Origin of the sequence: Halarchaeum sp. P4 (assembly GCF_051195175.1) — an archaeon.
GTDB lineage: Archaea > Halobacteriota > Halobacteria > Halobacteriales > Halobacteriaceae > Halarchaeum.
On the sequence record NZ_JBNTKC010000001.1, the window covers coordinates 777,352 to 802,868 of the forward strand.

29 protein-coding genes, 1 tRNA gene and 1 other RNA gene are annotated in these 25,517 nt (G+C 63.9%); 10 read left to right on the forward strand and 21 right to left on the reverse strand.

Annotated elements, in window-relative coordinates:
- Window positions 1-226 precede the first annotated feature (226 nt).
- On the reverse strand, window positions 227-1,261 hold the full coding sequence (locus ACQUS8_RS04180; RefSeq protein WP_435097353.1) for a tyrosine-type recombinase/integrase: 1,035 nt from the start codon (window positions 1,259-1,261) through the stop codon (window positions 227-229).
- 385 nt (window positions 1,262-1,646) lie between these two features.
- Between ACQUS8_RS04180 and ACQUS8_RS04185 the strand changes: the two genes are divergently transcribed.
- Entirely contained in the window at window positions 1,647-1,976 is a 330-nt protein-coding gene (locus tag ACQUS8_RS04185) for a phage repressor protein (RefSeq protein ID WP_435097356.1), read from the forward strand.
- 419 nt (window positions 1,977-2,395) lie between these two features.
- Here the strand turns inward: ACQUS8_RS04185 and ACQUS8_RS04190 are convergent, their stop codons facing one another.
- From ACQUS8_RS04190 to ACQUS8_RS04225, 8 genes are all read right to left on the reverse strand, one after another.
- Window positions 2,396-3,334, reverse strand: a complete 939-nt coding sequence (locus ACQUS8_RS04190) for a hypothetical protein (RefSeq protein WP_435097359.1) — start codon at window positions 3,332-3,334, stop codon at window positions 2,396-2,398.
- Between the two features lie 181 nt (window positions 3,335-3,515).
- A complete protein-coding gene (locus ACQUS8_RS04195; protein ID WP_435097362.1) occupies window positions 3,516-4,409 on the reverse strand; it encodes a hypothetical protein in 894 nt (297 codons plus the stop codon).
- Between the two features lie 131 nt (window positions 4,410-4,540).
- A complete protein-coding gene (locus ACQUS8_RS04200; RefSeq protein ID WP_435097365.1) occupies window positions 4,541-5,503 on the reverse strand; it encodes a hypothetical protein in 963 nt (320 codons plus the stop codon).
- On the reverse strand, window positions 5,493-6,359 hold the full coding sequence (locus tag ACQUS8_RS04205) for a hypothetical protein (RefSeq protein WP_435097368.1): 867 nt from the start codon (window positions 6,357-6,359) through the stop codon (window positions 5,493-5,495). The genes ACQUS8_RS04200 and ACQUS8_RS04205 overlap by 11 nt, the downstream gene beginning before the upstream one ends.
- A complete protein-coding gene (locus ACQUS8_RS04210; protein WP_435097371.1) occupies window positions 6,349-6,936 on the reverse strand; it encodes a hypothetical protein in 588 nt (195 codons plus the stop codon). The genes ACQUS8_RS04205 and ACQUS8_RS04210 overlap by 11 nt, the downstream gene beginning before the upstream one ends.
- Window positions 6,937-7,240: 304 nt before the next feature.
- Window positions 7,241-8,779: a hypothetical protein gene (locus ACQUS8_RS04215; protein ID WP_435097374.1), complete on the reverse strand. Its 1,539-nt coding sequence runs from the start codon at window positions 8,777-8,779 to the stop codon at window positions 7,241-7,243.
- Between the two features lie 113 nt (window positions 8,780-8,892).
- On the reverse strand, window positions 8,893-9,285 hold the full coding sequence (locus ACQUS8_RS04220) for a hypothetical protein (protein ID WP_435097377.1): 393 nt from the start codon (window positions 9,283-9,285) through the stop codon (window positions 8,893-8,895).
- Window positions 9,285-9,659 carry a hypothetical protein gene (locus ACQUS8_RS04225; RefSeq protein ID WP_435097380.1) on the reverse strand — a complete coding sequence of 125 codons (375 nt, stop codon included), beginning with the start codon at window positions 9,657-9,659 and terminating at the stop codon, window positions 9,285-9,287. The genes ACQUS8_RS04220 and ACQUS8_RS04225 overlap by 1 nt, the downstream gene beginning before the upstream one ends.
- 339 nt (window positions 9,660-9,998) lie before the next feature.
- On the opposite strand from ACQUS8_RS04225, the gene ACQUS8_RS04230 reads away from it, so the two are divergent.
- Complete coding sequence (locus ACQUS8_RS04230) at window positions 9,999-10,766, forward strand: hypothetical protein (RefSeq protein WP_435097383.1); 768 nt, start codon at window positions 9,999-10,001, stop codon at window positions 10,764-10,766.
- Between the two features lie 5 nt (window positions 10,767-10,771).
- On the opposite strand, the gene ACQUS8_RS04235 is transcribed toward ACQUS8_RS04230, so the two are convergent.
- The 4 genes from ACQUS8_RS04235 to ACQUS8_RS04250 all read right to left on the reverse strand — a co-directional run bounded on the left by ACQUS8_RS04235 (window position 10,772) and on the right by ACQUS8_RS04250 (window position 13,769).
- Window positions 10,772-12,559 carry a hypothetical protein gene (locus tag ACQUS8_RS04235; RefSeq protein WP_435097386.1) on the reverse strand — a complete coding sequence of 596 codons (1,788 nt, stop codon included), beginning with the start codon at window positions 12,557-12,559 and terminating at the stop codon, window positions 10,772-10,774.
- A 191-nt stretch (window positions 12,560-12,750) separates the two neighbouring features.
- Window positions 12,751-12,891, reverse strand: coding sequence for a hypothetical protein (locus ACQUS8_RS04240; RefSeq protein WP_435097389.1), 141 nt, complete (start codon window positions 12,889-12,891; stop codon window positions 12,751-12,753).
- A 214-nt stretch (window positions 12,892-13,105) separates the two neighbouring features.
- Complete coding sequence (locus ACQUS8_RS04245; protein ID WP_435097392.1) at window positions 13,106-13,351, reverse strand: hypothetical protein; 246 nt, start codon at window positions 13,349-13,351, stop codon at window positions 13,106-13,108.
- A gap of 343 nt (window positions 13,352-13,694) precedes the next feature.
- Window positions 13,695-13,769: transfer RNA gene (locus tag ACQUS8_RS04250), tRNA-Arg, on the reverse strand.
- Between the two features lie 97 nt (window positions 13,770-13,866).
- On the opposite strand from ACQUS8_RS04250, the gene ACQUS8_RS04255 reads away from it, so the two are divergent.
- From ACQUS8_RS04255 to ACQUS8_RS04265, 3 genes are read left to right on the forward strand one after another with little or no spacing between them, the layout of a single operon-like run.
- Entirely contained in the window at window positions 13,867-14,697 is an 831-nt protein-coding gene (locus ACQUS8_RS04255) for a geranylgeranylglycerol-phosphate geranylgeranyltransferase (RefSeq protein WP_435097395.1), read from the forward strand.
- A 50-nt stretch (window positions 14,698-14,747) separates the two neighbouring features.
- Complete coding sequence (locus ACQUS8_RS04260; protein ID WP_435097398.1) at window positions 14,748-15,443, forward strand: RAD55 family ATPase; 696 nt, start codon at window positions 14,748-14,750, stop codon at window positions 15,441-15,443.
- 31 nt (window positions 15,444-15,474) lie between these two features.
- Window positions 15,475-15,885 (forward strand): CoA-binding protein, encoded by a 411-nt coding sequence (locus ACQUS8_RS04265; RefSeq protein WP_435097401.1) that lies wholly within the window; start codon window positions 15,475-15,477, stop codon window positions 15,883-15,885.
- Here the strand turns inward: ACQUS8_RS04265 and ACQUS8_RS04270 are convergent, their stop codons facing one another.
- Window positions 15,886-16,149 carry a DUF5798 family protein gene (locus tag ACQUS8_RS04270; protein ID WP_435097404.1) on the reverse strand — a complete coding sequence of 88 codons (264 nt, stop codon included), beginning with the start codon at window positions 16,147-16,149 and terminating at the stop codon, window positions 15,886-15,888.
- A 96-nt stretch (window positions 16,150-16,245) separates the two neighbouring features.
- Here ACQUS8_RS04270 and ffs point away from each other — a divergent pair.
- An RNA gene (ffs, locus tag ACQUS8_RS04275) (signal recognition particle sRNA) lies at window positions 16,246-16,561 on the forward strand.
- A gap of 154 nt (window positions 16,562-16,715) precedes the next feature.
- Here the strand turns inward: ffs and ACQUS8_RS04280 are convergent.
- The 3 genes from ACQUS8_RS04280 to ACQUS8_RS04290 form a co-directional block, all read right to left on the reverse strand.
- Window positions 16,716-17,645, reverse strand: a complete 930-nt coding sequence (locus ACQUS8_RS04280) for a mechanosensitive ion channel family protein (protein WP_435097407.1) — start codon at window positions 17,643-17,645, stop codon at window positions 16,716-16,718.
- Window positions 17,642-17,884 (reverse strand): YhbY family RNA-binding protein, encoded by a 243-nt coding sequence (locus ACQUS8_RS04285; protein WP_435097410.1) that lies wholly within the window; start codon window positions 17,882-17,884, stop codon window positions 17,642-17,644. The genes ACQUS8_RS04280 and ACQUS8_RS04285 overlap by 4 nt, the downstream gene beginning before the upstream one ends.
- A 73-nt stretch (window positions 17,885-17,957) precedes the next feature.
- On the reverse strand, window positions 17,958-18,233 hold the full coding sequence (locus ACQUS8_RS04290; protein WP_435097413.1) for a ribonuclease P protein component 4: 276 nt from the start codon (window positions 18,231-18,233) through the stop codon (window positions 17,958-17,960).
- A gap of 72 nt (window positions 18,234-18,305) precedes the next feature.
- Here ACQUS8_RS04290 and ACQUS8_RS04295 point away from each other — a divergent pair, with 72 nt between their 5' ends.
- Window positions 18,306-19,373, forward strand: a complete 1,068-nt coding sequence (locus ACQUS8_RS04295) for a glycosyltransferase family 4 protein (protein WP_435097416.1) — start codon at window positions 18,306-18,308, stop codon at window positions 19,371-19,373.
- A 55-nt stretch (window positions 19,374-19,428) separates the two neighbouring features.
- On the forward strand, window positions 19,429-20,526 hold the full coding sequence (locus ACQUS8_RS04300) for a glycosyltransferase (RefSeq protein WP_435097419.1): 1,098 nt from the start codon (window positions 19,429-19,431) through the stop codon (window positions 20,524-20,526).
- Here ACQUS8_RS04300 and ACQUS8_RS04305 read toward each other — a convergent pair whose 3' ends face one another.
- Genes ACQUS8_RS04305 through ACQUS8_RS04320 form a run of 4 tightly spaced genes read right to left on the reverse strand, consistent with a single transcriptional unit; the run spans window position 20,527 to window position 23,218 of the window.
- Window positions 20,527-20,949 carry a hypothetical protein gene (locus ACQUS8_RS04305; protein WP_435097422.1) on the reverse strand — a complete coding sequence of 141 codons (423 nt, stop codon included), beginning with the start codon at window positions 20,947-20,949 and terminating at the stop codon, window positions 20,527-20,529.
- 48 nt (window positions 20,950-20,997) lie between these two features.
- A complete protein-coding gene (locus ACQUS8_RS04310; protein WP_435097425.1) occupies window positions 20,998-21,417 on the reverse strand; it encodes a hypothetical protein in 420 nt (139 codons plus the stop codon).
- A complete protein-coding gene (locus tag ACQUS8_RS04315; RefSeq protein ID WP_435097427.1) occupies window positions 21,414-22,430 on the reverse strand; it encodes a DUF7490 domain-containing protein in 1,017 nt (338 codons plus the stop codon). The genes ACQUS8_RS04310 and ACQUS8_RS04315 overlap by 4 nt, the downstream gene beginning before the upstream one ends.
- A 29-nt stretch (window positions 22,431-22,459) precedes the next feature.
- On the reverse strand, window positions 22,460-23,218 hold the full coding sequence (locus ACQUS8_RS04320; RefSeq protein WP_435097430.1) for a DUF2797 domain-containing protein: 759 nt from the start codon (window positions 23,216-23,218) through the stop codon (window positions 22,460-22,462).
- A 72-nt stretch (window positions 23,219-23,290) separates the two neighbouring features.
- On the opposite strand from ACQUS8_RS04320, the gene ACQUS8_RS04325 reads away from it, so the two are divergent.
- Window positions 23,291-23,944 carry a Yip1 family protein gene (locus tag ACQUS8_RS04325; protein WP_435097433.1) on the forward strand — a complete coding sequence of 218 codons (654 nt, stop codon included), beginning with the start codon at window positions 23,291-23,293 and terminating at the stop codon, window positions 23,942-23,944.
- Window positions 23,945-24,038: 94 nt separating this feature from the next.
- Window positions 24,039-25,517, forward strand: coding sequence for a hypothetical protein (locus ACQUS8_RS04330; RefSeq protein WP_435097436.1), 1,479 nt, complete (start codon window positions 24,039-24,041; stop codon window positions 25,515-25,517).

Genomic DNA, 25,517 nt, shown 5'->3' on the forward strand with positions numbered 1-25,517 from the left:
AGCGACGGTAAATAGAACGCCGTCACCGGAACCGGCTTTGCGTCGGTTCAGGCGGTTCGCAAGTGGGCGTTGCAGGTCTCTGAAACCGGCGCCACCGCGCACCGGACCGCGCGAAATTTCCACGGTCATCGTAGCCACCTCGAGCCGCAGTCGCCGCACCAGGCATCGCGCTTCGGCGTCTCCGACTTGTGCACGTTCTCGCTCCCGCAGTTCGGACAGGTGTCGCTCATAGGAACTCCCACCGGCGATCTGCCTTCTCGCGCTTCGAGGCGCGGTCATAGTGCTTGTCGATCATCGCCTCGGAGGTGTCGAGGCGATCGGAGACGACGCCGCGCGGCACGCCGTCGTCGCGGTACTTCGTCACGCGCGCCTTCCGCACGTCGTGGGTCGAGCGTGACGACGGGCAGCGCGTCATTCCGTCCTCGCGCGCGTACTCGCAGGTGCTCGGGTCCTCGTCGTGCGGGCAGACGATACCGACCATACAGGGCCGGGACCAGCGGTAGAACGCGTTTCGAACCGCCGTGTGCGAGACACGCCCGTACTTCGTCGTCACCAGCGGCGTTCGCCCCGCGTCGTCCTGCACGTTCTTCCGGGGGCCGTCGATGTAGTCCTGGAGCGTCTGCGCGACATCCTGACTGATCCGGTTGAACCGCTCGCCGTCCTCGTCGTTCTTCAGCGGCGTCCCGGTACCGGGCCGATGGACGAAATCGAGGCCGGGCTTGTTGCCCTCGAGCTCGCAGTCGTGGAGGTCGAGCGCGCGCACCGCACCGAGTCGCGCGCCCGTGTGCCAGACGAGCGTCCAGATCACGTGGTCGCGACTCGCGTACTCGTAGCGACGCAGGTACTCGATGATGGGCGGCACCCGGTCAGGTTCGATTGTCGAATCGCTCACTTCGTCCGAGGTCGAGAGGTTCGGTAGCGGCACCTTCTCGTACAGGTCCTCGGGGACCGCCTCGATCTGCGCGCAGAACCGGAGGAACGAGCGCACCGTCGTCAGCACCGAGTGGATGGTCTTCGGCGCGATCTCGCCGTCCTTCCCCTTCGAGTAGCCGCCATTACGTCGCCACACGCGGAACTCGTAGAGGTCGCGGCCGTCGAGGTCGTTCATGTTGTCGACGCCGCCGTGTTCTCGGCACCACTCCACGAACGCGCGCAGGTGACTCTCGTGCGACGTCCGCGTCCACTCTGCAGAGTCCTGCTTCATCGACTCGAGGTGGAGTTCCACGGCCTTCTCCGGGGGGATCGGGGTCAGGTCAGTCATACGCTCACCTCCGCATCGAGGCGCTCGGCGCACATTCGGCAGACTGACCGGCTGAGTTCGGCGTCGTACCCGTCCGCGGCGTCGCCGCAGACTGCACACTGCGAGACAGCGGGTTTATCGGCTAGCGATACACAAAACGTCGTGTGGGCCACCGCGCCCACGATTCTGGTTTCGGGCATTGCAGGTGCCACGAAGCCGTTCTCGGGCGCGTTCCAGCGCGCCCGTTCTTCATCAACCGACAAGAGTCATCTTTGACCAGCGGCGGCTTCGCATGTTCTACCAACGACGCCTAGTTCATATAGTTAACGACGGTGCTACTGGGAACATAGGGTTCTGGTCGGAACGATACGTCAGCACTACACCTGTCCTATACCCAAGTAACGATATGCGACACTCGGGGGACTGGATGGCACTCGTGGACGACCGTGTCCTCGAGTATATCAGCGAGCACGGCTCCGGTTCCCCAACGAAGATGAAGGAAGAGGGGCCGATACACTACTCGCGGCCGTATATTCACAAGCGATGCAAGAAACTCGCTGAGAAAGGGTTACTTCGCGACCTGGGAAACGGCGTGTACGTCCTCACTGACGACGGAGAGGCATATCTTGAAGGCCGTCTCGACACGCAGAATTGGAAGTACCTCACCGACGGAGACGAATCGGCAACGGCCGGAATTGAGGAAACGAGCGGGGAGACGAGCGAGCAGGAGGGATAAGGCATGCGTCAGTCCGCTCCATGGATGGTGCAGCTCGATGAACGCATCCTTGAGCACCTCCACGAGGTCGCGTGGGCGGAGCCCGAAACAATGACCACGACTTTCTGCTCGACTGAATCCCGTGCAAAGGTCAGAAGCCGGTGCCACCGGCTTTCGTCGTCCGGACTTATCGGGCCACTTTGGCCGGGTTCACGGATGTATGAGATAACCACCAGCGGAGAACTCTATCTCCGCGGTCAGCTAAATGCCCAAGACGTGCCGGCACCAGGGCCGGTCCGTGTCGGACCACCACCGAAGAAGAGCGAGCGACCCGAGTACACCCTCAGATAACATGTATCGATTCGAATCCGACGAGATTGATAGTGAACGCGCGCACAATTAGCTACGTCCACTGTATTTCAGCATATTACGAAAAACGACTAACGGGGCTCATTCGGCCGAACAGACACATCTAACTCTTCAATATATGGGATGTCCGACTCAACTATGTCCCCATGCACATCTCTGAAGTTCTTTGCTTTTCGAAACCGCGGCTTAACCGTATGTTCGCCAGGGAGAAAATTGTCAAGTGAGGGCTCATCAGGGTCCGTATAAACACCATCTAAAATCGTTTCTGCGTGAGTTTGTCCATACATTACATCTGTGAATACAATCTGCATATATATCGCGGGTGAGTATGTATCTGGCCGCCCATTTGTATGTCTATCAATTATATCGGGTAGTGTTCCTTCATCGGCCGGGAAGTTCGAATAGAGCGCCTTTGAAGTACCAACATTGTCCATGTAGTCATACAAATTATCGACGCTAACCTCAGATGTAATTCCAGATCGGCCTAAATCACCTTCGGGGAAATTTTCGTCCGGACCTTCTTCCAGTTGTAAGAGTTCTCCCAATGGCTTATCAGTATACTCGGTATAGAACTTTGGTCGAAATACGACTGTGTCACCCTCTGGCGTGTGATAGCTATATTGGGGTGGTAGTGATTCTGATAGCTTCAGCTTGTACGTATCGATTCCACGCCCGACTATAGATATGAGTATAGAGACATTTCTGGCAACACCTTGGCCCCGATTCCGCACTTCTAAACTTATCTCACCATCATCATATTCATATCGAGCATCTAATGCAGGCATATACGTCGCCCTTGCTGCTTCGACCTGATTCTCGTTAATTTTCAATAGCTCCTTCGTTGAATAGGCATACCAGCCTGTTAGAAGGACAAGAGCCAATGTCGACAACGTAGATGCCAGAGAGCTTGTGAAACCCGTACTCTGATACGATTTATATACTGACCAGAGGATTATGGTCACCATCACAACAACCAGTAATAGTACCAACTGGCTAGCTCGCTTCCTCATATCTGTCCTTAGATTGAATCAATAAAAAGGTCTTCTCACAAACCGGCGCGCCCGTGCCGGGGCCCGTTAAGGGCCGCGGGCGCGGTCGCTCGCGCGGAGACGGGTGGGCAAACGACATCCTGCCGGCACGTCAGGCTCCGAGATAAATAGTAGAACCCTCATTTAGATCCTAAGAGAATGCTCAACTGCGAATGAGTGTTCTCTTCATAAATTCTATCGTCTCCTTTTGCATATTCTTTTGGCCAAATTCTACCTTCCCGACTAGATCACCATTTGAGGAGATACGCTGAGTAGACTCATCAGGGAACACACCACCTACCGCGAGGAAGCTTGAACCGTCAGTCTCGACTGACAGATATGCCCTAAACTGGAGGTCATTCCAGAGTGCGTCATCCTCCTTATTCTGCCACTCTGGCTCATACGTGAATTGAACGGTTGTATACCCAGATTTTGAATATGCGAGTGGCTGCCATGTTTGGGAAGATACAGGCTGAAGGTGCCTTTCACTGTCTCTCTGATTAGCAAAACTATGCAGACCGTTGATTTTGTCTTGGAAGGACGCCTTCAATGATTCTGTAGCGTATTCTGAGACAGGGTTTGGATCTGGACTGATACCAACTCCTTTCTCAACCCAGCTACATGGGAGAGAGAGGCCGAACCCATAGATCGTAATACCGAAAGTCCCGCTACATTCTTTCGTCTGTTCCGACTTCTGAGGCAGATCTCCCTTCGGCGAGAGTTGTATCGCAGTTAACGATTGAACTGGCCGGTCAATACGACTATCCGTTGCTGTCTTCACCGATTCTCTCAGATCTTCGTTTGAGAACGTTCTCCGGTGTAGATTGTAGTTCTCTGAAACGCAGATAGGCTCATCCGTCATGGTCCATTTGTCACCCATCTCGGGGGTTTGTGGGGCCTTTGGAGAGCAGTCCTGGGAGCTAGCGGATACTGTTGGTAGCGAGGCGAGGCCAATTCCGACCGAACGGAGGAAGGTCCGTCTACGCACAAAGAATTCCAGAGCAATTTCAAATATAAATGTTTCGATACCCCAATATTGTAGAATTCCGGGGAACATGCGTCTAACATGGTAATACTATTGTCTATCGGTGTACCCCCATAAGTATATAAATATATTTGTGGCTGTTCTGGGTGCGTTGAGGAGTGTGGGAACAGAGACGAGTGGACGAACAACATCCTGCCGGCACGTCAGGCTTCGAGGTCGAAGGTCGATTTCTCGTCGGGCTCGTAGGTGCCGGTGATGGGCGGGACGTGACCGAGGGGGAACTTGAGATCGACAGCGCCGGCGTCGTCATCGAGCCGGTCGAAGAACTCGGCGGAGTACACGTCGTCGTCGCCGCGCCGCCGCTCGCGGTGCTGGACGATGAAGTCGTCTGCGTGCTCGCGGACGGACTTGATGATGTCCTTGCCGTCCTTCCGGTGGCCGATCAGGATGTAGCGCGCACCGTCTTTCGCCTTCCCGGTGATCAGCGGGTACATCTGTTCGTTCGCGGCGTAGCTGTTCGTCTGCCCGTCAAGGACAGTCGAGAGTTCGTCGAGGACTACGACGACCTTCTCGTGTTCATCGAGGACGGCGCGCAGTTCGCTCTTCGCCTCGACGAACTCGGTGCGCTCCTGGAGCCAATCGTCCTGCCAGACGAGCGAAGTCACGTTCGTCGCGAGCACGAGTTCGTCGTCGTCGCGGAGCCCGAGTTCGGCCATCGCGAGCGCGGTCATCGTCTTCCCGCCGTCGGTGTCACCGACGAACTGACCGAGGTAGCCGTCCGTGCGCATTCGCTCGACAACACGCACGAACGCCTGCAGAGAGGACACGTCCGTCTCGCGAGACGTGAGTCCGGAGAGGTAGTTCAGCGTCGCGAGGTGGCCTTCGCGAACGGCCCACGTCGCGAGTTCCGACCCATACCGCTCGATCAGCCGCTTACAGTATCGGGTGTCCTCGAACGTCGGCGGGAGAGAAACATCTACGTCGTCGTCCACCTCAGCATGATGGTCACGGATTTGCTGGTAGTGCTGCTTGTACCAGACGTACCGCTGCAGTGGCGCGCCCTGGAGGAAGGGAGCGAGCGGGAGCGTTCGACGATTCGACGTGAGCTTTCCCTCACTCACTTCGCGGAACTCGGCAGCAGTCACGCCGTCGGCCTTACTGTCCATCGTCGGCACCTCCGGCAACGTCGCCACCGAGGTCTTCATCGAGGTCGAGCGAGAGATCGGGGTCACCGTTCTCCCGCAGCTGGTCGAGTGGGCGCGTCGTGTCAGTCGTCGGCGCACCGTCAGCGAGATCGTCGAGCGAAGTCAGGTCGTCACGAACACCGAGGTCGAGGTTCGCCATGTCCTCGAGCCCGACAGCGAACTCGTCGGCCTCGGCACCGGCGATCAGCGACCGACCGATGGAGACGGAGTTCCGAACGACCTTCGAGTCCGCGGACGCGCGCGTCTGTAGCGCGGACTGCACGAGCGGAACCATCTCGTCACGCTGCTTCTCGAGGACGCTCTTGTCTTCGAGGAACTGGTAGTAGCTCACCGCACCCGACCACGTACCTTCGAGCACGACAGTCTTCTCGGGCGAGACAGAGCCGTCGTCCTGGACGCGGTCGCGCGACTCGACACGCAGGCCCTCAGCGATGTGGACCGTCCGACCGTCACGCGTCGAGTGACGCCGGTCGAGCGACCCGTCCGTCTCGGCGGTACTGAAGAACGACGGACTCCAGAACTCCAGGCCGATCTCCTGCTGGTCCTTATCGACATACAGCACGGGACGAGAGGTCTTGCCAGCGAGGACGTACAGGCAGAGGAAGACGAGCGTCGCGACGTACGGCACGAAGCCGGACATCACCAGCGTACTCAGCGCGAGCGCGCGAGACGGAACGTCAGCGAACCAGATGACAGCCACGGCGAGGATACCGAGCACGCCGATCCCGATGGGAAGCGCAGCGACGCGCAGTACGTCGGTCGCACTCGAGCGCCACGACGACGAGGCCTCACCGACGGACGGCTCTTCAGAAGACATTGCGACGACCCCCGATGAACCGCTTATAGCCGAGACCAGCAGCGAGCGCGCCGAGGAGCGCCGCGATACCGGCAGCGACGAACGTCACAATCCAGTCGCTACCGGACGGCGTACCGGGCAGCAACGACCCGGACGAGTCCTCACGCGAGTAGACAGTCGGACAGCTACCGGACGAGATACAGGCAGACGTGGTGATACCGACCGAGGCACGGCCGTCGATCCGGTCAGCCGGGATTGTGACGGTCGTCGTCTCGCCGCGCTGCAGCGTTACACGACGGAACGCGGAGTGTGCAACACGACCCTGCCGTTCAGCGGAGCCAGACAGCGTAATGACGTGGTACTGTGATACCTTCAGCGTCACGCGCATCACGCCGTCCGCGTACTTCCAGCCGGTGACAGTCGTGACTCCATCAACGGGAAGCGGGCCGCCGGTCACGACGGTTGTGTTCGACGAGGACGAGTTCGATGGAGCCGAGCCGCTTGTCGGACTCGAGGCGTTCGTCCCGTTCGGTGCTGCGGCTACCGAGCCGGTGACCGTGACGGTCACGAGCAAGACTACCAGCAGGAAGCGTCTCATAGGGTCGCCGCCGGAATCGAACCGACGCAAGCCGACCACGGGCGACCACCCGGCTCCACGTGGAGCCGGATTAGGCTGTGCCTCTGCGTACTGCGCTACCAGGGCGACGCGGAGGAGATTACGTCGGACAGGAACGACTTGATACCTCCAACGGCCCAGTCTACCGCAGCATCTACCGACTGGCCCACTGCGTCAGCGAAGATCTGGCCGATATCGAACCAGCCAGTTGCCATACCGATGGCAGCCGCGACGCCGAAGACCGCGAACAGCATCAGCACAAGGGACAGCAGCGGGCGCGGCATCGTTATCTATCCCTCTGTAGAGCGACGACTGCGAGGAACGCGAGCACCGACAACCCGATCAGCACGTACACGGGAGTCATCCCGCTCGAGTCGGAGGACGAACCACCACTACCAGCAGCAGCAGTTCGCTCGCGGATGTCGTCACGGAGCTCCGCGAGCATCTGCAACTGTTGGGTGAGATTCGAGGCGTCGGCGGTCTGTGCGTTATAGCTCTGGTAGCTCACGGACGCGAGTGACTCCCCGTTAGCGGTGCTCGCGCTCAGAATAGTGAAGTTCGCACCGTCATTGAGGGTCATGTACTCGCCGGTCGTCGTCACGATATGCTCGGTACCGTTGAACGTCGACGTGTTGTAGGTCGTGTTGACGAGGAGGCCACCCGACGGTTCGGCGTGCATCATCAACAGGCCGTTATACGTCTGATTCTGGTAGCGGACCTGCATCACGCTCGTGTTGTCGAGGTTCGGCGTCTGCAGACCCATCATCGCGAGCGACGCCGCCGAGTACGAGAACCGACTACTGCCGTCCGTGCTCGAATACTCGGAGGCCAGCATGTAGGGATCGACGAGATCGCTCGTGTTGATCTGTCCAGCCTGATAGGAGTCGTACGTCGAGTTGACGAACGAATCGATGTTCGCGAGGATTTGCGTGCGCGACTCGTTCAGCGCGCTGTAGGACTGCGAGAAGTGCGACCACTTCGCCGCGATAGTCGCGTTGTACTGCGGCGTCGGCGGCTCAACCTTCACTCCTGTTGTCGTCCCACTCATCGCGTTCCCGTTCGACCGGGACTCTTTCACCACACCGGACGGCCCGATGTGGAAGTAGTTGTAGTAGGTGTTTCCACCCGACGCCTCGAACTTTGCCTGCCAGTAAATCGTTTGGAACGTCGTCGTAGAGCCGTTCGGAAGGGTGTACGTGACGTTCTTCGTCCCCTGCCAATTCGGAGTGTAGGACGACGCTCCGACATTACCACCATAGAAGTGGACGAACGACGTCGAGATATTCGAGGCGTTCGCGGCCCGATGCCGCATCCGCTGGACGGTCATCGTCGATGTCTCGACTTGCGCGATCTGGTTGAGGACGCGCTTCGAGTAGTAGTCGTTGACCGCCTCGATCATGTCGTTCTTCATCTCGATCTTGGTGGAGCCGTTGTTCAGCGCCTCTACCCCGGCGGTCTTGGCCTTCATCCAGGCGATGTTCTTCGAGTCGTGCGCGTAGTTCTCGATGACGGTGAGCGTGTTCTTGTCCTGCTGGTAGTTGGTCGCGCCAGTCGAGTAGATGGCCGCCTTCAGGTCTTGAGTCTCCTGTGAGAGGTTCATCCCGTCGTCGACAACGCGCGACTCAGTGGTGTTCGCACTCATGAACAGGTCGAGCACCATCTGCGTGGCTTCAGCCGTCGCGTCGAAGAACATCATCGGCTGGACATCCGGCGAGGCGACGGCGTCCGTCGACGCCGGGCCAGTAGCGGCGACGGGCGCGGCGACGCTCGAGGAAACGAGCAAGACGACGAGGGCGAGGGCGGCGAGCCGGCGAACCCGACTCACACGAGAACACCCGCATTAGCGATAGCGACGCCGGCAAGCGTCGCCAGCGCGCCGACGACGTACATGACGCGGCCATCGACGTTCTTGAGTTCAGTTTCCATACCTTTCACCTCCTATCTCGCGACGATTGCACCGACGACGATCTGCAGGCCGAGTACGATTCCGTCCGACCACGGCGAGTACGTCGCCATCATGTCCTGTACGGGCGTGAGGAACGCATACGCGGCCAGCAGGAGCATCACGGCGAAGACGATGAACCACTCGCTCGGATGGTAGTACCGTGGGTCCCGAGTCGAACTCGAGAAGAAGATCAGGCAGAGCGCGGCCATCGACGCACCCCACGGCAGGTACTTGTACTGCGTGAGGAGGTTGATCGCGTCCTGTGCGAGCCCGGTCATCACGAGCCCGCAGAGCGCGAACACGAGCAGACCGATGGAGGTCAGGATGCTGATACGGCTGTAGGCGCGGATCACACCCGACCAGCCGCTCGAGGACGAGTACGCCATCAGTCACCACCGTCCCGAACGCGGACCTCGAACCCGTACGCCTCCTGCTCCTCGCCGTCGTCGTCCGTGAAGGTGTACGAATCCTCCTCTTTCTTGATGCCGATGACGTCACCGGGACCGACATCCGCGTTGTTCAGCGGACGGGTTACGGACGCACTCGCGAAGTAGGAGACGTAGCGCGGCTCCTCGCCGTCGACGCGAGTCAGGTGGAACCGGTCGCGACCGTACCGGTCCGCGTCCCGCTCGATAGCACGCACTTCAGCAACCACCGAGTCACCGGGGTCGAGGTTCAGCACGTCGTCGTCCTCTTCGTCGTCGTTACCAGTGGAGACCTCAGAGAGGTCGTCCCAGCCGGGCTGCTTGCCTTGCGACATACACGAGGAAATTACCCCTCTTGCATCTAGGACGTGAGCCCCTCTTACGGGGGGACTGAAGGGTTTTTATACCAGTTCTTAGCACCTACCGTAAGCTACTACTCGAAATATCGTCTAAACTAAAACAATGGCTCGGAATAGCGACAACCCGATTAAGACGGGTATAAACATAATGATACTTATCATCCTGCTGGTGGTCTTCTATTCTGTCTATACGACGATGCAGGGTGGTGATCCATCCGGAGTAATTCAGACCTTTTCTGACGTCGCGCAACCGCTCTTTGGAATGATTTTTCTTGCCTCAGTTGTGGTCTGGATACTCTCAGAGATTACATAAATATGAGAACAGCAACACCAACTATTGATGACCTAATCACGAGAGGGATTCCTGGGGCTGTTGTAGTCGCCGCTTTCTTCGTTGGCGGATATCAGCTTGATCGATCAATATTAGATTCGAGTTCTATTCTAATCGCGTTCTTAGCACTCTCATACACTTGTGGAACATTTCTCGATCTGCACAAGCACGATATTTTTACTGCACCTCCCTATCTGCGACGTATACTCTATGAGGAAACAAAAGATGAGCAGTACCTTCGGCTCCCTACTCGTGTAGCATTAGAAATCCGCAGAAGCTCGATCGGATCCATGATGAATGAAGTCCCGAAGATAAATATCTCCAAAAACCCAGAATACGGGCGAGAGTCTGCCTTCTCAGACTGTGATATAGGATTTATCGAGGCCTTCGAGCAGCAAGAGGATATAGAGATTTCTCCTGATAATCTTGATGAGCTCTGGTTAGAGTTAGAACGAGCAACCAATAGTGAACTAGGTCGAATTGGTGAAAACCAACATACTGTGTATCATTTTTCCCTCAACCTATTCCTATCAATTGCCATTTCAGCAGGAATGTTGATTTCTAGTTTTCTTTACCGGAGCATGGCGTCAGCGCAGATTTTATTCCTCATCACTCTACTGATGGTATTTATACTACTTGTAGAAGTAAACCTATTCGGGAGCTATGGATCACGATATACACGGCGGCTAGTGGCAATTTACTACTCGATGATCTCTTCAAATGGGTCTGAAAATGTAGGCCCAGCCTCATAGCCTTCTCAGCGAACCTGTACGATTTCCTCGAAGGCCGTCTCCAGATGATCCGGCGGCACACCGGCCTGTGCAACGACACCCATCGGGGAGAGTGAGGTGTTCTCAGCAAGCCGACGAACGCGATTGAGTGCATCATCGAGTTCGCGCTGTTCTTCGAAGGACAGCTCACGGACGACCGGGTCCGGGTCAAGGAACGACAGCCACTCGTCTACCGACAGCGAGCCGAGCGACCAGTCTTCCGCCGCGTTCGCGAATCGGAGTTGGTCACCGCCGCAGTCACAGGCGTCGGGGAGATCGTCGCCACGCCAGGAGTCGAGCGACCGCGCAAGCACGTCGCAGCGACAGACGACGTACGTCGCGGGATCACTCAAGAACGCAGCTATCTCGCCACGTGTTTTCGGACGAGTCGGTATCCGTAGCGCACGCATATCGACGCCACCGCCAGTTGCGGGCTTCTCCTCGCCGGACGACTCGATGATGGCGTCCATCCTCCACGACGGCGGACGGGTAGTCGATTCGAACTCTACACAAGTGCCGTGGTGTGGATCGACTTTCGTCGAGGCCGAGGCCGCCGCGCGCGCAGACGGCCATCGGTCACCGACACTCTCAGCGTCCCACCGATCTGGTTCGTCATCGTCCTCGAGGTCGTCGCCGGACCCGTCGGTCGCAGGTACGCGAGCACCGGTTTCACGACGCGCTTCGGTCAGTGTATCGTAGTGCTGCGGAATCTGCCAGGGCGAGCCACAACACGAACACTCGAAATCGACGCCGCGCCGGGATGAGCGAACGATTCGCTCACCATGCCCGACGTTCTGGTTCGACCGTTCTGACTCGTACCGCTGTTTGCAGGAATCGGCAGCTATCGCACTGTTCGCAGTCATCGAGCGGGTCGCTTTCTGCGAGCCGGTCGCCCACTGGGTCGCGGCCCACATGATGTACTGGTTCGACCGTTCGAGGAGGTCCTCCTCGGCAGAGGCGATGTATTCGGCAGCGTAGGCGGACCACGACTCGATTTCTTCGTCGTCGTCACCGACACGCCGGACGGAAATCGCACCGTCACCGTGCGCGCCGGAGCCGGCGAGATCGCACACATCGACGTGCTTGTCGATCACTTCGCGGAACGCAGACTCGAGGCGGCGCGTCTGGTCGCCGGAACCGAGCGGAGCGGCATCGACCATCAGCATCACGTGGTGATGGCCGTATCCGACGTTCGGGCCGTCGCCCGGGTGAGGTTCGCCTTGCTTGTGGTAGAGGTAGTCCGTTATTCCGAGGTTCTCCTCCAGCTGGTAGTGGAGGGTTCGATAGACGCCGTTCGTCCACGAGTCCGCGATCTCCCGGTCGTGGTCGGCAGGGCCGATACGGTCGCCGTTCGGCTTTGAGGTACCCGAGAGCGTGAGAATCACCGAGTGCGGATTCTCGTACGCTGGGTCTGCTTCGCCACCAGACGGACGCTGGCCTCCGACCGTCTCGCGTTCGAGCGCTTTCAGCCGGGCGACTTCGCGCTTGCAGTAGCTCGGTTGCCACGAGTTTTCAAGGTCGATCAGGAACTCGTCGTAGTCGGACTCACCGGCGTAGCCACGAGCGAGTCGTCCCTGTCGTCCTCGAGCACGTTCGTACCACGCGAGCATCGCGGCAATCGCGTCCAGCCAGGTGACGGCGCGCCGTTCATCGACCTCGCTCACGTTGAAGGTGTCACCGGTGGGGCCGGGCTCTTCGACACGGTACTCGACCCACGTCTCGTTGACGACCTCCGAACGGAGTTTCCGACCGTCCGTCTCAGACAGCGGCGTCATCAGCCGGTCGCCGTACTCGGCCCATATCTGTGCGAGCCGGTGCGCCGGGTGGGGCAGATCGCGTGTCGGGTCAACGTCCTCGAAGTCGTTCAGACCGTAGCGCTGAATCGCCGCTTTGAGCGCTCTACCCGATGACGAAGAGTTAGTCCGGTTGGCTGGCCAAGCCGCACCGCCGGTTGTTTGGCCGGTACTCATAGGTCGAGATCAGAAGGAGAGTCGCCGATACGGCAGATGGGACAGCTACCGGGGTGGACGGCGAGGTCGCGCTCGTACTCGACGATGTAGGCGTCGCAGGTGCCGCAGATGTACGCGACGTTCACCGTTCCCTCCATGAGGCAAGGTCGAGGTCGGCCCGACGCGGCGTCGTCACGTCGCCGTGATAGCGCGAGCCACCTGCTCGGAGGTTCTCAACCTTACCAGTCGCACCACAGTCCGGGCACCGATAGGACAGCCACCACGCGATGCTGTCCTGCGATTCGTCAACGCGCTCGAGGCGAGTACAGTGACAACTCGCGCAGATGGTATCGTCGGGGAGTACCGGTTCTCTCATCGAGTATCACCCGAGAGATACCGGGCGTGACAGTCGAGGCAGACCCGTGCGCGGAAGAGAATCGACTCGGCAGGATTGAGGCACGGCGTCCAGCAGTTCCGACACTTGTAGCTCCGCTGGTCAGCATCGAGGTCAGCAGTGAGCCGCGCCTCGATCTCCGCGCGGAACTCGTCAGCGGAGGGGCGCGAGTACGGGTCGCCAGGTGTCGGCGAATCGCTCGGCCCTTGGGAGGCATCAGACACGAGAATCACCTCCGATGCAGAACCGTCGAGGGGTCCCTCCCTCCGGTCGGGACTGAGGCGGTGGACAGCTGAAGACCGAGATACTACCGCCGGGCAGTACCGTCCGCGCTCGCGGCGCAGCGCTCGCGCTGGCCGAGCAGTAATCGACGAGATTCTGACCGCGCGCGGAGACTGAAGGGCCGGCCTTTGCGAACGTAATCGCCAGACAGCGGAGGGGCGCGCAAGGTCCGCTGTTTAGATCAGAATATACGTCTTTCTCGAACGACGCTAAAACGCTACTGCGTGGAGAAAGACGACCTGAAACGCCAGAATCGGTTTTGTCCCGATTCGGGCGGTCTGCAAGTGGGCGTTGCAGGATTTGAACCCGCGGCGTCTTGGTCCGAAGCCAAGTGCTCTGTCCAAGCTGAGCTAAACGCCCGGCACGCATTCCTTTCCCGTGGTGGCGCTTAAGTCCCGCGGTTCGGCGTGCGCGGGATGCGGGTGTTTATGCTCGTGGGTGTGCGAGTGGCGCCCGTATGTCTCTGGGTGCGCGCGCGAAGGGATTCCTCGACCTCTGCCGACCGATGAATTCGGTGGTCGCTGGCGTGCTGACGTTCATCGGGGCGTACGTCGCGGGGCGTCCGTTCGCGACGGAGGCGCTCATCGCGGCGGTGGTGACGGTGTTGGCGACGGCGGCGGGCAACGCCATCAACGACTACTTCGACCGCGATATCGACGCCATCAATGCGCCCGAGCGACCGATTCCGCGCGGCGCGGTGTCGGCGCGGAGCGCGCTCGCGTTCAGCCTCGGGCTGTTTGCCGTCGCGGTCGCGCTCTCGGCGCTGCTCCCCTTGTTCGCCATCGGCATCGCGGCGGTGAACCTCGTCGCGCTCCTCGCCTACACGACGGTCTTCAAGGGCCTGCCGGGAGCGGGGAACGCAGTGGTGGCGGCGCTCGGCGGGAGCACGTTCCTCTTCGGTGCGGCGGCGGTCAGCCGGCCGTTCGCCGGCGTCGTCCTCGCAGCGCTCGCGGCGCTCTCGACGTTCGCGCGCGAGGTCGTGAAGGACGTCGAGGACGTCGAGGGCGACCGCGAGGAGGGACTGAACACGCTCCCGATCGCCGTGGGCGAGCGTCCCGCACTCCTCGTGGCGGCGGCCGTCCTCGCCGTCGCGGTGCTCGCGAGTCCGCTCCCCTACCTCACGGGTCTCTTCGGCGTCCCGTACCTCGTCGTCGTCGTCCCGGCGGACGCCGTGATGGCGTACGCGGCGTATCTCTCCTTCTCGGACCCGACGCGCGCGCAGGGCCTCCTGAAGTACGGGATGTTCCTCGCGGCGGCGGCGTTCGTCGCCGGCCGGGCGTTCGCCTAATCGCCGTCGGCGGTAACTTATTTCACCTCACGATGAGTCAGGCGAATGCAATGATGTCCGGGGAGTCTTCTCGTGCGCTCGGGTCGTCGGGAGCCACCCAGCGCGTGCCGCTCGGTGGCCCGTTCGACGACGTCGCCGTCCCGCGCGGGACGAACCTCCTCGTCTCGGGGCCGCCGATGTCCGGGAAGCGAACGCTCCTCTTCGACGCGCTCGCCGACCGGGGCCCCGCCGACCCCGTCGTCGTCGTCTCCACGGACGACGGCCCCGAACGCGTCTTTCGCGCGCTCGACTGCGACCCGGTAAACGCCGCCGAGGAACGGGCCGCCGTCGTCGACTGCGTCTCCAGCGAACGCGGCGACGCCCCGTCGGGCGCGCCGACCGTCGTGTCCGTCGCCTCCCCCGACGACCTCACCGGTATCGGCATCGGTTCCTCGACGTTCCTCTCGCGTTTCGACGCCGGCGAGGGCGACGTCCACCGCGTCGCCATCGACTCGCTCTCGACCATCCTCCACTACGCCGACCCGCGCGCGGCCTTCCGGTTCCTCCACGTCTTCACGAACCGCGTCCGAAGCGTCGACGGCGTCGGCTTCTACGTCGTCAACCCGGACGCCCACGACGACCGGGAGCTCGCGCGCGTCTCCGACCTCTTCGACGGCGCGCTCCGCGTCGAGACCACCGACGAGGGGCCGCGCTGCCGTCTCCACGGCGTCGGGGGTGACGCCGAGGGCGAGTGGCGCGACCTCTAGGCTTTTCGGCCCGGCGCGCGAAGACCCGCGTATGCCCGTCGAGGACGACGAGACGCTCGCGGAGATACTCGACTACGACACCATCGCCGTCGTCGGCTGTTCGAGCACGCCCGGGAAGGCCGCCCACGACGTCCCGAAATACCTCCAGTCGCAGGGCTACCGTATCGTCCCGGTGAACCCGACGACCGATGAGGTGCTCGGCGAACGGGCCTACGACTCGCTCGCGGACGTCGAGGAAGACGTCGATGTCGTGGACGTCTTCCGGCCGAGCGAGGAGGTCGCCGGCATCGTTGAGGACGCCATCACGCGTGACGACGTGACCGTCGTCTGGACGCAACTCGGCATTCGCGACGACGAGGCCGCCCGGCGTGCCGAGGACGCGGGGCTCCTCGTCGTGCAGGACCGCTGTATGAAGGTCGAACACCGCCGTCTGAAAACGTAGCTACGTGTCCGCGTCGTCGAGGTCGTTGTCACCGGCGTCCGCCAACACCTCGTCGACGTCCACGCCGGACTCGGCGGCGAGCGCCTCGATGATGGCGCGCTGCTCGTCGAGTTCGTCCTCGAGGTCGGCGACGCGCTCGTTCGTCTCGCCGACCGTGTCACGGACCTCCTGGATCTGCTCGCGAATTGCCTCCACGCGCTTGTAGAGTTTCTCCGCGAGGTCCGTGAGCTTGCTCACCTTGTTCGCCGTGCTCGTGAGTCCCATACCGTTCGTTCGGCCGGGACCGTCCTAATGTCTTCCCCCACCGTCATGCCGTCCCGTGACTAGCGAAAGGCCCTTATGTGAAACCCGATTACGGTTGAGTGGACTAGGTCGGGCGGTTTGGCCCCGCCCCTTGCCCGCGAAATGGTCATTAGCGGGGACCGAACGCCGAGGAAGTCCGGCCCGCCCGGGTCGGACCCCGGAAGCCGACGTCGAAACCTCGTCCTTCGGGGGCGACGGTCCGTCGTACACGCGCCTGCAGGGGCGTCGTGGCACGGTTCGTCGGTGCGAACCCGCCAGGCACGGAAGTGAGCAGCGGAGCACCGGACGTTCGTCGCTCGAAGGGTCGCGGGGTGGAGGAGGCGACCGGGACTATCCGGCCCGAAACGGTCGGGCGACCTCGGCCCGTCCACCATTCATACTTCATCGCTGTTACTGACGCCCGAGCGACGGCGCCAGTCGTCTTCTCGACCACACGCCACTGAGCCGCCGCTCCGCGAACCCACACTCAAGCGTCACGCGTAGGCGTCGGTTTCGACGCCGAGAAACCGCAGAAAGAAGGAATCGGGTTACCGTTCGTCGGTGTCGAAGGCTTCGGCGTCGACGGCTTCGCCGTTGACCGTGACCGAGCCCTCGAGGGTGCGCGTCGGGTAGGGGATGTCGATTCCCTCCTCGTCGAAGCGCTCCTTCACCGCCTGCACGTACTCCCCGCGGGTCTTCACGAAGTCCGAGCGCGAGGGGTTCGCGATCCAGAAGCGACTCTTCAGGCCGACGTAGGAGTCCCCGAGTGCGGTGAGGCGAACGGAGACGCCGGGGTCATCGAGGATGTCGTCGTGCTTCTCGGCCTCCTCGACGATGATGTCGGTGGCCTTGTCGATGTCGTCGTCGTAACTGATGCCGAACTCGAACTGGATGCGGAGCGTGTCCTTCGCGACGGGGTTCTTGATGACGCCGTCGGTGAGGTTGGAGTTCGGCACGGTGAGGAGTTCGTTGTCGAACGTCCGCACCCGGGAGACGCGGAGGCTGATGTCCTCGACGATGCCGGCGTTGCCGTCCCACTCGATCCAGTCGCCGATCTTGAACGGCTTGTCCGTGTAGATGAAGACGCCGGCGACGAAGTTCTTGAGGACGTCCTGCATCGCGAACCCGATGGCGAGCGTCGCGGCGGCGCCGATGGTCGCGACGGCCGTGAGGATGTTGCCGAAGCCGGCGAACGCGAACGCGACGCCGATGGCGGCGAAGAGTACGACGATGGCCGTGACCTTTCGGAGCGGGCGCTTCGCGTGCTCATCGAGGCCGCGGCGTTCGAGGACGCGACTCACCAGCGGGACGGCGATGGCCTTCCCGACGTAGTAGAGGACGACGGCGACGACGAGGAAGGTAATCGCCTTCCCGAGCGGGCCCGCGTAGGAGGCGTCGATGAAGTTGGCGAGGTAGTCCCCGACGGCGTTCCCGGTTGACGCGCCCGCCTGCAGCGGCAGTGCGAGCGGCCCCGTCATCGGGTATACACCGCGGTGTTCCCGCGAGTCTCGAAGAGGTCGGCGTTCGCCTGTTCGGCGAGTTCCTCGGCGAGTTCCTCGGTGGTCGTCCCGCCGCGGGACGCCCGGAGGAACTTCACCTTCACCACGTCCCGGTCGTCGAGCTGGTCGCCGAGTTCGTCGACGACGGACTCGATGCCGGCCTTCCCGACCCAGACGGTCACGTCGGCCTCGTGAGCTTTCGCGCGTAAGTCAGTCATTACGTCCCCGTTAACTCGCGGCGAGGGTTTGAAGCTTCGGCCTTCGACGCGCCTCGTGGGCGCTGTGCGGCCGTTAGCGGTAGGGATACCGTGCCTGTGCGCCACAGTCGCAGGTGACGACGACGTGGCCGTCCTGCAGGCGCGTGCGGGCGTTCCGGCCCGGTATCAGGTAGGTGTCGCAGGCGTCGCAGGTGAAACGCACGAGTTCGCGGGGGAGGCGCAGGCGGTTGCGCTCGGCGATGCGGCGCGCGAGGCGGACGTACTCGCGCGAGCGCTCGTAATCGCCGTCGCGCGCGGCGGCTTTCGCGAGCGTGGCGAGTCTCTCGATGCGCTCCTCCGCGACGGTCATACCCCGAGATTCGGCGACGGCGACCGAAAACCGTTCCGGTAGGTCTTTCGCCGGCGCGCCACACGCTCCGGTATGCGAACCCTCGACTACCTCGAATTCGAGGACCGCCTGCGTGGCGGCATCGTCACGGCGACCCGCCAGCAGCGCGCGGCCCTCCGCGAGCAGGGCGTGGACGTCGTGGAGTCGCCGTGGCGCGCCGACGACCCGGTGCGCTCGCTCGGCACCGCCTTCGCGGGCATGGGGTATTTCGAGGAGTACGACGTCGCACACTGCAACACCATCGGCCCCGGGTCGCTCGCCGTCGCCCGCCACGCGAAACGCGAGGGCATTCCGCTCGTCCTGCACGCGCACACGACCGGCGAGGACTTCGCCGAGTCCTTCCGCTACTCGGAGGCCGCCATCCCCGCGCTCAAGCGCTACCTGAAGCGCTTCTACGCGCAGGCGGACGTCGTGCTCTGCCCGAGCGACTACACCCGCCGCGTCCTCGAGTCCTACCCGGTCGAGGCCCCGATTCGCACCGTCTCGAACGGCGTGGACGTCGAGAGTCTCAAGGGGTACGAGTCGTTCCGCGAGGAGACGCGCGAGCGCTTCGACCTTGAGGGGATGGTCGTCTTCTCCGTCGGCGAAGTCTTCGAGCGCAAGGGCCTCTCGACGTTCTGCCGGCTCGCCGAGGAGACCGACTACGACTTCGCGTGGTTCGGTCACTACGAGACGGGGCCGGCGGCGAGCGAGGAAGTGCGAACGTGGACGCAGAACCCCCCGGAGAACGTGACGTTCACGGGGTTCGTCGACGACAAGCGGATGGCGTTCGGCGCGGGCGACGTCTACTGCTTCCCGACGAAGAACGAGAATCAGGGCATTGCCGTCCTGGAGGCGATGGCGACGGGCAAGCCCGTCGTGATTCGGGACATCCCGGTCTTCGACGAGTTCTTCGAGGACGGCCACGACTGCCTGAAGTGCGAGACGCGCGCGGAGTTCCGCGAGGCGCTCGACAGACTCGCCGACGACCCCGCGTTACGCGAGCGCCTCGGTGCGAACGCACGTGAGACGGCGAACGAACACAGCCTCGCGCGCGTCGGCGAGCGCCTCGTGGACGTCTACGAGGCACTCCTGAACGAGGAGACGCCGCCCGAGCAATGAGGCGGGGACGCCGTGAACCGATGGACGGATAGGCCCGCACACCACAGTCGGGCGTATGCAGCCACGCGTCGCGGCGTTCACGGACACCTACCTCCCGACCGTCAACGGGGCGACGTACACGGTCCGGACGTGGCGCGAGCGCTGGCAGGCCCGTGGCGGCCGGATGGACGTCGTCTACCCGGACGCCGACTACGACCCCGAGCCCGGCGAGCACCCCGTCGCAAGCCTCGACTTCCCCTTCTACGAGGGGTATCGCGTTGCCGTCCCCTACGTCCCACGCGGCGTCGTCACGCCGGACGTCGTCCACGCCCACTCGCCGTTCTCGGTGGGTGTCGCGGGCTACCGCTACGCCCGCACACATGACGCGCCGTTCGTCGTCTCCTACCACACGCCGACGAGCGAGTACGTCGAGTACGTCGCGCCCGATATCCTGACGCCGCCGCTCGAACGCGTGAGCGAGCGCTGGGAGCGCTGGTTCCTCGAGCGCGCGGACCTCGTGCTCGCGCCGAGCGAGCGCACCTGCGAGCACGTCCGCGACCTCGGCGTCGCCACGCCCACGGAGGCGCTCTCGAACGGCGTCGACGTCGAGTTCTTCGCGCCGACCGACGCGGGCGAGTTCCGCGAGCGCCACGATCTCCCGGACGGCCCGCTCGTCGGCTACACGGGCCGACACGGCTACGAGAAACGCCTCCGCGATCTGGTGGACGCCGCGGCGGACCTCGACGCGACGGTCGTCTTCGGCGGCGACGGCCCCGCCCGCGACGACCTCGAAGCGCGTGCGCACGAGGTGGGCGCCGACGTGCGCTTCCTCGGCTTCCTCGAGCGCGAGGAACTCCCCGCGTTCTACAGCGCGCTCGACGTCTTCGCGTTCCCGAGCCCCGTCGAGACCGAGGGCCTCGTCGCCTTAGAGGCGAACGCCTGCGGGACGCCGGTCGTCGGCGCGGACGCGGGCGCGCTCGTCGAGACCATCGACGACGGCGAGACCGGCTATCACTTCCCGGTCGGCGACGTCGCGGCGTTCCGGGACGCGATTCGGCGCGCGCTCGCGGAGGTCGCGTCGCTCTCCGAGACGTGTCTCGAACGGCGTGAAGAAGTGAGCGTCTCGCGGGCCATCGACCAGCTAGAGGCGGCGTACGCCCGCGTGCTCGAGTAGTTAGTCGCGGTCCTCGAGTGCGTTCGCGATGCGGTCGAGTTTGTTGTTCGTCCGCTCGATCTCCTTGCGGAGTTCCTCGAGTTCGCGCGCCATGCGCTTCTGGGCGCCCGAGTCGCCGGATTCCTCGCCGCCACGGCCGCCGGGCCCGCCGCCCATGCCGCCGGGGCCGCCACCGCCCATCATGCCGCCCATCATCTGCGCGAACGGGTTGCCCCCGGCGCCGCCGGGACCGCCGCCCATGCCGCCTTCGCCGCCCATGCGCTCGCGGAGTTCCTCGCGGCGGGACTCGCCGTCCTCGCCTTCGCGCTCCTCGCGCTGCTCGCGGATCTCCTCGACGCGCTCGCGGAAGGACTTCGTCTCCTCCTCCCCCTCGGTGTCGGCGTCGACGTCGGTGTCCTCGCTGTTTCGGTCGTCTTCTGCCATACGTCCGGTTTCTCGTGTCGCCGTGAAAAGACCTGTGACCCCGGACAGCTACGAGAACGCGTCCGATTCGCGCGCGAGACGGACGACGACGGCGGCGGCGACGAGCAGGACGACGACGTCGAAGCCCGCGCGGAAGAGCGGCTGGTAGCGTGCACCCACCCAGACGCTGATGAGGGTGCCGACGGTGGTGTAGAGGTTCACGGCGGCGACGAGCGCGAGCAGGCTGGCGATGCCGATGCCGACCCAGCGCGCGACGCGCAACAGCGAGCGCGCCGAGGTCTCGGTCGCGGAATCGTCCGTCTCGGAGGTCGTAGTGGTCATCTCGGTGGTGTCGGTGTCGCGGTCGTCCGTCCCGTCCACGGTGGCGTCGGGGCCGTCAGTCGCCGGCTCGTCGTCGGTGTCGTCCGCGTCGGCGACTCGCTCGACGGCGTCGTCGAGCGCATCGTCCTCGCGCGTCGGGTCGCTCACGCCGACCACCTCCGAGCGAGGAGGGCGAGGCCGGCGAACGCGGCGAGCGCGACGGGAACGCCGAACCCGGGCGTGCCGCCGGAGGTGCGGGTAGTCGTCTCCGGTCGCTCCCCGGACTTCGCGTCGCCAGTCTCGAAGTCGCTGACGTTCAACGCGACGTCCTCGGTGGTCCGGTTGACGCTGATGGTGCGCGAGGGGTCGAGGTTCGCGGCGGCGGTCGTGGAGTCGATGACGACGCCGTCCTTCCAGAGTATCGCGTCGACGTAGTAGTTGTAGCCGCTCGGGACGGAGAGCGTCGCGTTCGGCGTGACGGTGTGGCCGGAGGGGACGCTGCCGACGGTGACGCGCGCGCGGTCTGCGACGAGGTTCGACTCGGCCTGTCGGGCGACGTACTCGATGCGCACGGGCTCGCTCTGTCCGCCGGTGTTCGTCACGTAGGCGGCGACGTCGAGGGTCGTGCGCTGCTCGCCCGCCTCCTGAACGGCGACGGAGACGGTCGGCATCGCGCCGCCGTCGAACGCGTGGAAGCGAATCGGACTCCGGGCGTAGGCGGGGGTGAGCGCGCCGATGCCGCGCACCGAGCGGTGGCCGGTCGCGACCCGCGACCCGTTCTCGTAGACCACCGTCTCGATACGGTAGCCGCCCTCGCGTTCGACGGTGAGGTTCACTTGCGGCGAGCGTTCGCCGTCGGCGGTGAGGTCACCGAGCGACACCGTCTCGCTCGTCGCGACGAAGCCGCTGTCGAGGTCGACGGCGCGCGTCAGGAGGGTGACGTTCCTCGCGGGGCCGCCCTGGTGGCGGACGTAGTTCCGGACGCCGAGCGTCACGGTGTCGCCGGCGACGGCAGTCGGTGCGACGGTCATCTCGGTGAACTCGACGTGCGCGGGCGGCCGGTCCCGGTCCGGCGGCGCGAGCGCGCCGGGGACGGCGAGCGCGGTGACGAGCGACAGCACCACGACGGCCGCGGCGCCGCCGAGGAGGGCTTTCTCGACGTTCACGGGGACGAGTCGCATGCCACCGGTAAGTGTTTTCGGGACGAAACTTAGCCGAACGCGCCGAGGCTGGCTTGCAGGTCGCGCCCGCTCGCCCCCTCGCTCGCCTCGTAGCCCACGAGGTCCCGGAGGTCGACGGCGTACGTCGTCCCCGCGCGCTCGAGACAGCAGACGCGGCCCTTGACGCCGCGAACGGTTCCCGTCGCGACCACCTCGGGGACCGGCTGACTCTCGACGTCGAAGCCGTAGTCGAGCGCAAACGTCTCGATAGGGTCGAAGTCGGCGAGCGCGTCTGCCCAGACGGTTTCGTCCATCGACTCGTGGAGGCCCGCAACTTTCGTCGGGACGCGCACCCGGTCCGGGATCTCGTTCGCGATGTCGGCCTCGATCTCGCGGGCGATACGGCCGTTCTCGACCGTCTGGAGGTGGGCGGCGACGTCCGCGCCCTGCTCGCGCAGGCGCGTCAGGAGGCGCCACTCGCGCGTGACGCCGACCTTGACGGTGTCCGGTGCGAACCCCGCGAGGTAGACGGCGTGGGACTCGTGGCAGTCCATCTCGTCCTTCAGACAGTCGCCCGTACACTTCGCGCAGACCCACGTCGAGGTGTGCGAGAGACAGTACGGTGCCTTCTCGTTCTGACAGGCGACGTGGCCGTCGTCGGTGACCGTGCCCGCGCAGCGGCGCTCGCCGAGCGTGTAGGCGAGTTCGACGCCGGGTTCGAGCGGGACGCGCTCGACGGTGCCCTCACTGGCGACGAGGAGCGCCGCGGCGTCGTCCGGCCGACTCGGGCGATAGCCCACGAACTGCACACCCACGCGTAGGCACCACCGCCCTTTAGCCGTGGCGAGACGCGGGACAAGAGCCAAGTGGAGTCCTGTCGAATGCGCTACTACATGCCCTCCACCCCGTCAGTCCTGACCCTCCTCACCGACCCGGACGGCTTCTTCGCCGCGAAAGAGCCCGACGACTGGGGCTACCTCCGCCCCGTGCTCGTCGTCGCCGGCACCGGGCTCCTCGGTGCCGTCTCGGCCTACCTCATGACCAGCCTCGTCCTCGCCGCGCTCCCCGAGGACGCACAGAGCGTCGGCGCGTTCATCGGCCTCATCGGTGCGGCCGGCGGGTTCCTCGGCCCGTTCCTCATTTGGGGCGTCCTCGCCGTCGTCTTCTTCCTCATCAGCGCGCTCTTCGACGGCGAGGGGTCGCTGAAGAAGACGGCAGCCTACGTCGGCTGGGGCTTCCTCCCCCAACTGCTTGGCTCGGTCGTCTCGCTCGCGCTCACCTACGTCGGCCTGCAGGGTATCACGCCCCCGAGCGACGCCGCGCAGTATCAGGCCTTCGTCCAGCAGCTCCAGTCGCGCCCGATATTCCTCCTCTCCTCCGTCCTCGGTGTCGTCTTCCTCCTGTGGGCGGGGTTCGTCTGGACGTTCGCGCTGAAGCACGCGCGCGACCTCGATCTGCGACAGGCCGCCATCACCGTCTTCGTCCCGGTGGGCCTCTACGCGCTCTACCAGCTCTCGACCTACGTCCAGATATGACACATAACAGTCATTTCGGCACAGTTATTCCCCCGGAACGACACGACACGCCCATGCCTGAACGTACGTTCACGTCCGGCGCGAGGTGGCGGCGATGACCGCCTCGCGCTCCCGCACCCCCGTCGTCGCCCTCCTCCTGCTCGCCCTCCTCGTCGCACCGGTCGCGCCCGTCCTCGGCGCCGGCACCGCCTACGTCTCCATCACGGACGCGACGGTCACGCCGAGTTCGCCCGCGCCCGGCGACACCGTCACTGTCGATGCCACCGTCCGCAACCTGGCCTCGAGCGACGCCGGGTTCAGCATCGACTACGTCCGCCTCATCGACGAGCGCGGGAGCGTCCGGGGCTACGCCGGCGACCTCGGCACGCTCGCGCCCGGCAGCGAGATGAGCGTCCCGCTCACCGTCTCCTTCGGCTCCCCCGGCACCTACCATCTCCGCGTCGAGGCGCACGGCACCACCGACACCGGCGCCGAGAAGACCGTGAAGTACCCCGTCGTCGTCCGCGTCCGCGAGCGCGGCCCCGCCGTCGACGTCAGCGCACAGAACGCCGTTGCGAACGCCGCCTCCGCGGTGGACGTCACCATCGCGAACGGCCTCGACAGTCCCGTCCGGAACGTCCGCGTCACCCTTGAGGGCGAGGGCGTCACTGTCGCCCAATCCCAGCGCGTCGCCGCCACCGTCGCCGCCGGCGCGAGCGAGACGCTCACCTTCGACGCCACTGCCGCCTCCGCCGGGACGCACAACCTCACCGCCACTGTCCGCTACAGCACCGGCGACGCCGACCGGACCACCACCCACACCGTCCCCGTCAGGTTCGCGCCGCTCCGCGAGAACGTCGACCTCACCACCGAGCGCGTCGGCGACGGCAGCAGTCTCGCCGTCACCGTCGCCAACCTCGGGAACGCCGACCTCCGGAACGTCACCGTCCGCGGGACCAGCGACGCCGCCACCGTCACCGGCGCGACGCTCCAGCGCGTCCCCGCCGGCGAGTCCCGGCGCGCCGTCGTGAACGCCAGCGGCTTCAGCGGCGAGGCGAGCGTCGACGTCGTCGCCACCTACGACTACGGCCCCGACACCCGCACCGGCCGAGCCACGACGGAAGCCACCGTCGCCGCGAACCCCGGACAGGTCCGGCTCACCGGCCTCTCGCTCGAGCGCGAGAACGGCAAACTCCACATCACCGGGAGCGCGAGCAACGTCGGCCTCGGCACCGTCAACAGCGTCGTCGTCAGCGTCCTCCCCGGGAAGGGCGTCCAACCCGCCTACCCTGGCAAGGAGTACTTCGTCGGCACCGTCCCGGAGAGCGACTTCGTGAGCTTCGACGTCTACGCGTCCACCACCGCGAACGCCACCAGCGTCCCGCTCGAAGTCTCCTACCTCTCCGACGGCGTCCGCAAGAGCACCACCGTCGAAGTGCCCATCGACGACGCCCGGCCCGCGAGCCAACCCGCCGACACCGGCGGTGGCGGCGGGGGCGGCTGGCTCGTCCCCGCGCTCGTCGGCCTCATCGTCGTCGCCGGCGTCGGTGCCGCGATGTACGTCGGCTGGACGAACTACGCCAGCGAGGAGTAG

Bases quoted from the DNA above. Each gene is read 5' to 3' on its own strand.
- ACQUS8_RS04200 (WP_435097365.1), bottom strand. From the start codon at position 5,503: ATGGACAGTAAGGCCGACGGCGTGACTGCTGCCGAGTTCCGCGAAGTG.
- ACQUS8_RS04290 (WP_435097413.1), bottom strand. From the start codon at position 18,233: ATGACCGTCGCGGAGGAGCGCATCGAGAGACTCGCCACGCTCGCGAAA.
- ACQUS8_RS04295 (WP_435097416.1), top strand. From the start codon at position 18,306: ATGCGAACCCTCGACTACCTCGAATTCGAGGACCGCCTGCGTGGCGGC.
- ACQUS8_RS04315 (WP_435097427.1), bottom strand. From the start codon at position 22,430: ATGCGACTCGTCCCCGTGAACGTCGAGAAAGCCCTCCTCGGCGGCGCC.
- ACQUS8_RS04190 (WP_435097359.1), bottom strand. From the start codon at position 3,334: ATGAGGAAGCGAGCTAGCCAGTTGGTACTATTACTGGTTGTTGTGATG.
- ACQUS8_RS04240 (WP_435097389.1), bottom strand. From the start codon at position 12,891: ATGGAGGGAACGGTGAACGTCGCGTACATCTGCGGCACCTGCGACGCC.
- ACQUS8_RS04255 (WP_435097395.1), top strand. From the start codon at position 13,867: ATGTCTCTGGGTGCGCGCGCGAAGGGATTCCTCGACCTCTGCCGACCG.
- ACQUS8_RS04225 (WP_435097380.1), bottom strand. From the start codon at position 9,659: ATGTCGCAAGGCAAGCAGCCCGGCTGGGACGACCTCTCTGAGGTCTCC.
- ACQUS8_RS04265 (WP_435097401.1), top strand. From the start codon at position 15,475: ATGCCCGTCGAGGACGACGAGACGCTCGCGGAGATACTCGACTACGAC.
- ACQUS8_RS04325 (WP_435097433.1), top strand. From the start codon at position 23,291: ATGCGCTACTACATGCCCTCCACCCCGTCAGTCCTGACCCTCCTCACC.
- ACQUS8_RS04300 (WP_435097419.1), top strand. From the start codon at position 19,429: ATGCAGCCACGCGTCGCGGCGTTCACGGACACCTACCTCCCGACCGTC.
- ACQUS8_RS04235 (WP_435097386.1), bottom strand. From the start codon at position 12,559: ATGACGCCGCTGTCTGAGACGGACGGTCGGAAACTCCGTTCGGAGGTC.
- ACQUS8_RS04260 (WP_435097398.1), top strand. From the start codon at position 14,748: ATGATGTCCGGGGAGTCTTCTCGTGCGCTCGGGTCGTCGGGAGCCACC.
- ACQUS8_RS04330 (WP_435097436.1), top strand. From the start codon at position 24,039: ATGACCGCCTCGCGCTCCCGCACCCCCGTCGTCGCCCTCCTCCTGCTC.
- ACQUS8_RS04180 (WP_435097353.1), bottom strand. From the start codon at position 1,261: ATGACTGACCTGACCCCGATCCCCCCGGAGAAGGCCGTGGAACTCCAC.
- ACQUS8_RS04285 (WP_435097410.1), bottom strand. From the start codon at position 17,884: ATGACTGACTTACGCGCGAAAGCTCACGAGGCCGACGTGACCGTCTGG.
- ACQUS8_RS04270 (WP_435097404.1), bottom strand. From the start codon at position 16,149: ATGGGACTCACGAGCACGGCGAACAAGGTGAGCAAGCTCACGGACCTC.
- ACQUS8_RS04195 (WP_435097362.1), bottom strand. From the start codon at position 4,409: ATGTTCCCCGGAATTCTACAATATTGGGGTATCGAAACATTTATATTT.
- ACQUS8_RS04230 (WP_435097383.1), top strand. From the start codon at position 9,999: ATGAGAACAGCAACACCAACTATTGATGACCTAATCACGAGAGGGATT.
- ACQUS8_RS04205 (WP_435097368.1), bottom strand. From the start codon at position 6,359: ATGTCTTCTGAAGAGCCGTCCGTCGGTGAGGCCTCGTCGTCGTGGCGC.
- ACQUS8_RS04280 (WP_435097407.1), bottom strand. From the start codon at position 17,645: ATGACGGGGCCGCTCGCACTGCCGCTGCAGGCGGGCGCGTCAACCGGG.
- ACQUS8_RS04305 (WP_435097422.1), bottom strand. From the start codon at position 20,949: ATGGCAGAAGACGACCGAAACAGCGAGGACACCGACGTCGACGCCGAC.
- ACQUS8_RS04185 (WP_435097356.1), top strand. From the start codon at position 1,647: ATGCGACACTCGGGGGACTGGATGGCACTCGTGGACGACCGTGTCCTC.
- ACQUS8_RS04220 (WP_435097377.1), bottom strand. From the start codon at position 9,285: ATGGCGTACTCGTCCTCGAGCGGCTGGTCGGGTGTGATCCGCGCCTAC.
- ACQUS8_RS04210 (WP_435097371.1), bottom strand. From the start codon at position 6,936: ATGAGACGCTTCCTGCTGGTAGTCTTGCTCGTGACCGTCACGGTCACC.